This window comes from Serratia sp. EC4 (assembly GCF_059652115.1).
The window spans coordinates 1-5,176 of the sequence record NZ_JBNIDE010000021.1 but is presented as its reverse complement, the minus strand read 5'-3'; the positions used below and the strand labels follow the sequence as shown (position 1 = coordinate 5,176).

At 52.0% G+C, this 5,176-nt stretch carries 4 protein-coding genes, 4 tRNA genes and 1 other RNA gene; 2 read left to right on the top strand and 7 right to left on the bottom strand.

All coding sequences use genetic code 11. From position 1 onward, the window contains the following. Positions 1-154: 154 nt before the first annotated feature. From ACP39K_RS24430 to ACP39K_RS24410, 5 genes are all read right to left on the bottom strand, one after another. Positions 155-230, bottom strand: a tRNA-Thr gene (locus ACP39K_RS24430). Positions 231-236: 6 nt separating this feature from the next. After that, positions 237-311, bottom strand: a tRNA-Gly gene (locus ACP39K_RS24425). Between the two features lie 36 nt (positions 312-347). After that, positions 348-463: non-coding RNA, RtT sRNA (locus tag ACP39K_RS24420), on the bottom strand. Positions 464-509: 46 nt separating this feature from the next. After that, positions 510-594 (bottom strand) — tRNA-Tyr (locus ACP39K_RS24415). Between the two features lie 25 nt (positions 595-619). Next, positions 620-695, bottom strand: a tRNA-Thr gene (locus tag ACP39K_RS24410). Between the two features lie 396 nt (positions 696-1,091). Here ACP39K_RS24410 and ACP39K_RS24405 point away from each other — a divergent pair. Together ACP39K_RS24405 and coaA are read left to right on the top strand one after the other, a co-directional pair. Then, positions 1,092-1,640, top strand: a complete 549-nt coding sequence (locus tag ACP39K_RS24405) for a GNAT family N-acetyltransferase (RefSeq protein ID WP_004929422.1) — start codon at positions 1,092-1,094, stop codon at positions 1,638-1,640. A 219-nt stretch (positions 1,641-1,859) separates the two neighbouring features. After that, positions 1,860-2,810, top strand: a complete 951-nt coding sequence (gene coaA / locus ACP39K_RS24400; protein WP_025304936.1) for a type I pantothenate kinase — start codon at positions 1,860-1,862, stop codon at positions 2,808-2,810. A 48-nt stretch (positions 2,811-2,858) separates the two neighbouring features. Here coaA and birA read toward each other — a convergent pair whose 3' ends face one another. Continuing rightward, entirely contained in the window at positions 2,859-3,821 is a 963-nt protein-coding gene (gene birA, locus ACP39K_RS24395) for a bifunctional biotin--[acetyl-CoA-carboxylase] ligase/biotin operon repressor BirA (RefSeq protein WP_004929427.1), read from the bottom strand. Beyond that, the gene (gene murB, locus ACP39K_RS24390; RefSeq protein WP_060445411.1) at positions 3,818-4,855 is read right to left on the bottom strand and encodes a UDP-N-acetylmuramate dehydrogenase; all 1,038 of its coding nucleotides are present in this window, start codon (positions 4,853-4,855) and stop codon (positions 3,818-3,820) included. Before murB ends, birA begins: the two co-directional genes overlap by 4 nt. Positions 4,856-5,176 lie beyond the last annotated feature (321 nt).

Below are 5,176 nucleotides of genomic sequence, written 5' to 3'. Positions count from 1 at the left end.
GACGTTAACGTGCGGTTTTGTACGTTCAAACTTTTCTTTAGACATCGATTGTCCCTCTAAGACACGGATAAATCGGTGGTATCACCACATCAACCAAGCATTTGCTCGTTGAATCCAGAACAGAAAGAAAATCAGGGGGCGAGAAATTAAGAAGTGGTGCTGATAGGCAGATTCGAACTGCCGACCTCACCCTTACCAAGGGTGCGCTCTACCAACTGAGCTATATCAGCACATCTTGGAGCGGGCAGTGGGAATCGAACCCACATCATCAGCTTGGAAGGCTGAGGTAATAGCCATTATACGATGCCCGCATCCTGGAACTCGGCTACCTGATTTTTCTGTAGAATTTTGGGATGGAGCAGGATTGTTCATCACTCGGCTCGCATCCTTCGGGCCGGCTGCGCCTTGCGCTGCACAGCTCGAACCTTGCCGAAGGCTTTCGCCCTCTCCTCCCGCCATCAACCGTTGCGGTATTCATCGCATCTCAGTTAATCGCCGAAGGCAAGATTTGGTGGTGGGGGAAGGATTCGAACCTTCGAAGTCTGTGACGGCAGATTTACAGTCTGCTCCCTTTGGCCGCTCGGGAACCCCACCAGATTTTAACTACTTGTGACTTGAATGGTGCCGGCTACCGGAATCGAACTGGTGACCTACTGATTACAAGTCAGTTGCTCTACCTACTGAGCTAAGCCGGCATCAAGTGCAGCGCATTCTAGGTAGAGCGGGCGACCTATGCAACAAAAAAATTGCTTTACGCGCACTTTCGCTCATAAATCAGTCAATTTTGCATACTGTCATGCAATTTGCAGCCTGCGGCGTGCAAACATTCATCACTCGCGGCAATCATTCTCTACAATTTTATCCACTTTTTGCAAGCCTTGAGCGCCGCTTTCTCCGTGTCGGGCTTCTCAAAACACTTAACCCGCGATGGTAAACTGTGAGCGGGATCGATGCACCAAAAAGGGGATCCCTGCCCCGGACTGCGGCGTGGGCTACACTGATCCCTCGCCCTTTTGCCGTCGCCATGCCTTTCGCCGCTGTGGCTCAGTTATTGCTTCTCTTCATTACCCCCATCCCAGGAGGAATGACCGATGAAAATAGTGCCTATCAACGCCGCTACGTTGCCGATTTACCGCGATGAGTTGGCCCGCCTGTTGACCGATGCCGTCACGCACGGCGCTTCTGTCGGTTACGACACCTTAATTCCCCACGAAGACGCCGAGAGCTACTTCCACAGTCTGCGACCGGCCTTGGCCAAAGGTGAACTGCTGCTGTGGATTGCCCGTGACGATCGCGGCGTCGTTGGCACCGTGCAACTCGAGCTTTGCCAGAAGCCGAACGGCCGTAATCGTGCGGAGGTGGTGAAGCTGTTGGTGCATAGCCGCGCTCGCCGCAACGGCGTAGGTCAGGCTCTGATGAAAACGCTGGAGTACGCGGCACTGCAGCAGCAACGCGGGCTATTGTATCTGGATACGCAGGCCGGTTCGGCGGCAGAAGCGCTTTATCGCAGCTTGGGCTATCGCTGTTTGGGCGAGCTGCCGGATTATGCAGCGGGCCCCGATGGGCATTACCATCCGACCGTCATTTATTACAAACGTCTGTTCACCGTAAATCAACCTTCGCGCGCTATCGCCAGTTAGTCTTCAGGCGGTATCCGGCTCTGATGATACCGCCTTGCAACCCCGCTTTATCAACTGCGCGCCGCTTCGCACAATTGACATAAACTGCTGCCTATCGACAACTTTTGCGAAAAAAGTCTACGCCAAAAACGAAGCTGTCTATAATATGCAGCTTGTTTATTCTCTGGAGTTGGCGTCCGGCGCCTTTCCCAACCTGCGTTAACAGGCAGAATTTGGCTTATGATAAAAAGAGATCAATCTTTAGCAACGCCTTACCTACAGTTCGATCGTACCCAATGGGCTGCGTTGCGAGATTCGGTGCCGCTGACGTTGTCGGAAGAAGAGATCGTTAAACTGAAAGGGATTAACGAAGATCTCTCGTTGGAAGAAGTTGCGCAGATTTATCTGCCGCTGTCACGACTGTTGAACTTCTATATCAGTTCCAACCTGCGCCGACAGGCGGTGCTCGAGCAATTCCTCGGCACCGACGGGCAAAAGATTCCCTATGTCATCGGCATCGCCGGCAGCGTAGCCGTAGGTAAGAGCACAACCGCACGTCTGTTGCAGGCGTTGTTGAGCCGTTGGCCAGAACACCGCAGCGTTGAGTTGATCACGACCGACGGCTTCTTGCACCCTAATAAGGTGCTGAACGAACGCGGCCTGATGAAGAAAAAAGGCTTCCCGCAGTCTTACGATATGCATAGCCTGGTGAAATTCGTGTCGGAAGTGAAATCCGGCGCCAAACGCGTCACCGCCCCGGTTTATTCCCATTTGATCTATGACGTCGTGCCCGAAGGTAATAAAGTCATCGAGCAACCGGATATTCTGATCCTAGAAGGGCTTAACGTATTGCAAAGCGGTATGGATTATCCTCACGATCCGCATCGCGTATTCGTTTCCGACTTTGTCGACTTCTCTATATATGTCGATGCGCCGGAGACGCTATTGCAAAGCTGGTATATCAATCGTTTTCTGAAATTCCGTCAGGGCGCATTTTCCAATCCCGATTCTTATTTCCATAATTATTCAAAATTGCCGGAACCGGAGGCGATTAATATCGCCACGCAATTATGGAATGAAATCAATGGATTGAATTTGCAGCAGAACATACTGCCTACGCGCGAACGCGCGAGCCTGATTATGACCAAAAGCGCCAACCATGCCGTTGAAAGCGTGCGTTTAAGAAAATAAGCCTACCGAACGATCAAGGGGACGCTGCCGTCCCCTTGTCTTTTCTCACTATTCCGCGCTGCGCAGCGATATCTCTCCGCCGATAAAAGGTTTGATTTCCCCGTCCTGTTCCAGCAGCAGTGCGCCCTGCGAATCGATACCCCGGGCGATACCCACAATCTGTCGCTCGCCAATCAGCAGTTTGACCGGTCTGTCGATAAAGTTATCCAAGGTACGCCAGCGACCGATAAAGGGCGCCAGTCCGTCTATCTCAAACTGTTTCAATGACTGACGCAGTTCATTAAGCAGAGTTGCAGCCAGTTCATTGCGATCGATCTGAATTCCCGCTTCCTGTAGGTTAATCCATCCCTGAGTAATGGCGCTGGCATTGGTATCACGCATCGCCAGGTTGATGCCGGCGCCGATGACCAGTTGAGCCGCATCGCCAGTTTTTCCCGTCAATTCGACCAGGATCCCCGCCAATTTACGATCGTTCAGATAAAGATCGTTAGGCCACTTCACGCGTACATCAGCCGCACCGAGACGCTGCAAGACCTCCGCCATCACCATCCCGATCACTAGGCTAAGCCCCATCGCCGCTGCCGGCCCCTGCTCCAGTCGCCAGAACATCGACAAATATAAATTAGCGCCGAATGGCGAGATCCACTGCCGCCCGCGGCGCCCACGTCCTGCCTGTTGGTATTCAGCGACGCAGGCATCACCAGAGTGCAATTCGTCGATGCGGTCCAGCAAGTATTGGTTGGTGGAATCGACCACCGGCAACACGCTTACACGCTTGTCTTCCAGCAGGCTAAGGATTCGCTTGGCTTCCAACAGCTGGATGGCGCCAGGCAGGCTATAGCCTTTTCCGGGCACGGTAAAGACATCCAGTCCCCATTCGCGAATGGTCTGAATATGCTTATTGATCGCCGCGCGACTCATGCCCAGTGACTCACCGAGGTGTTCACCGGAATGGAATTCGCCGTCAGCCAGCAGCGCGATCAGTTTTAACGGAACCTTGGTATCTTTCATGACAGCACCGCCACGGCATTCAGTTCACCGGTCGCGCCAATAAAACGCACCTCAGGTTCCAGCCACACGCCGAATTTATCGGCCACCGACTTGCGCACGTGGCGCGCCAATGCCACCACATCCTGACTGTGGGCGTTGTCGATGTTCACCAGCACCAACGCTTGCTGGCGGTGTACCGCGGCGCCACCGATACGATATCCTTTCAGTTCGCATTGATCGATAAGCCATCCGGCGGCCAGCTTCACCTGGCCATCCTGCTGTGGATAATGCGGCATGCCGGGATATTTAGCGAGGAGTTCTGCGGCTTTCTCTGCGTTCACCAGCGGATTCTTGAAGAAGCTGCCGGCATTGCCGGTTTCACGCGGATCGGGCAGCTTGCTGCGGCGCATGGCGCATACGGATTCAAATACCTGAAGTGGCGTCACCGTGGCAGGATCCAGCTTGGCCAGATCGCCGTAGCTCAATTTGGGTTGCCACTGTTTGTTGAGACGCAGACCTAACCCGACAATGACATGCCCGGTCTGGAAACGGTGTTTGAAAATACTTTCCCGGTAGCCAAAGCCACACTCGGCAGCCGGAATACGATCGATAGCGCCGGTAGAGAAGTCCAGCAGATCGACATACTCGCAGACGTCTTTCAATTCGACGCCGTAGGCGCCGATGTTCTGGATAGGGGCGGAACCGGCCAATCCAGGAATCAACGCCAGGTTTTCCAGGCCGCAGATCCCAGCCTGCAGCGTATATTGCACCAGGTCATGCCAATTTTCACCGGAGCTGACGTGGAGATACCAGGCATCGTTATCTTCCCGAACATCAATACCCTTCAACTGATTGACCATTACTGTGCCAGAAAAATCCTCCAGGAACAGCACGTTGCTACCTTCACCGAGAATCAGCAACGGCTCCTGACGCTTGCGCGTTTGTTGCCACACCTTGAGCATCAGCTCAATTCTATCGGCCATGATCAGGTGCGCTGCGTTGACCGGGAGCGCAAACGTATTGTGGTTTTTCAAAGACGCGCTTTCAGTAGACATAACGTTCAGTACCCATACGGAAATAATCTTTCGCCTAGTCTACTCGATTCGAGGCGTCTGGCTAATATTTGTTTTAATTAACGTGAAATTTATCGACTAATACACTGAAGAATTAAGATTTATCTTTGATATAACCGGATAATTCTCATCAGTCTGTTCATAGATAGCTATTTTTATTATTTAAATAATAATCTGGAACTATCAATTATATATTTAGATGGCTATTTCCCTAGCAAAGAAACATTATTCTTCATTATAAGAATAAGTTACACATGCCCAAAAAGGCATTTTTCAAAGTAATAGATACTGTCAGGATATTTA

What these genes read in the sequence shown, in the direction of transcription:
- murB (WP_060445411.1), bottom strand. Translation starts at nt 4,855, where the DNA reads ATGTCTACTGAAAGCGCGTCTTTGAAAAACCACAATACGTTTGCGCTC.
- ACP39K_RS24405 (WP_004929422.1), top strand. Translation starts at nt 1,092, where the DNA reads ATGAAAATAGTGCCTATCAACGCCGCTACGTTGCCGATTTACCGCGAT.
- coaA (WP_025304936.1), top strand. Translation starts at nt 1,860, where the DNA reads ATGATAAAAAGAGATCAATCTTTAGCAACGCCTTACCTACAGTTCGAT.
- birA (WP_004929427.1), bottom strand. Translation starts at nt 3,821, where the DNA reads ATGAAAGATACCAAGGTTCCGTTAAAACTGATCGCGCTGCTGGCTGAC.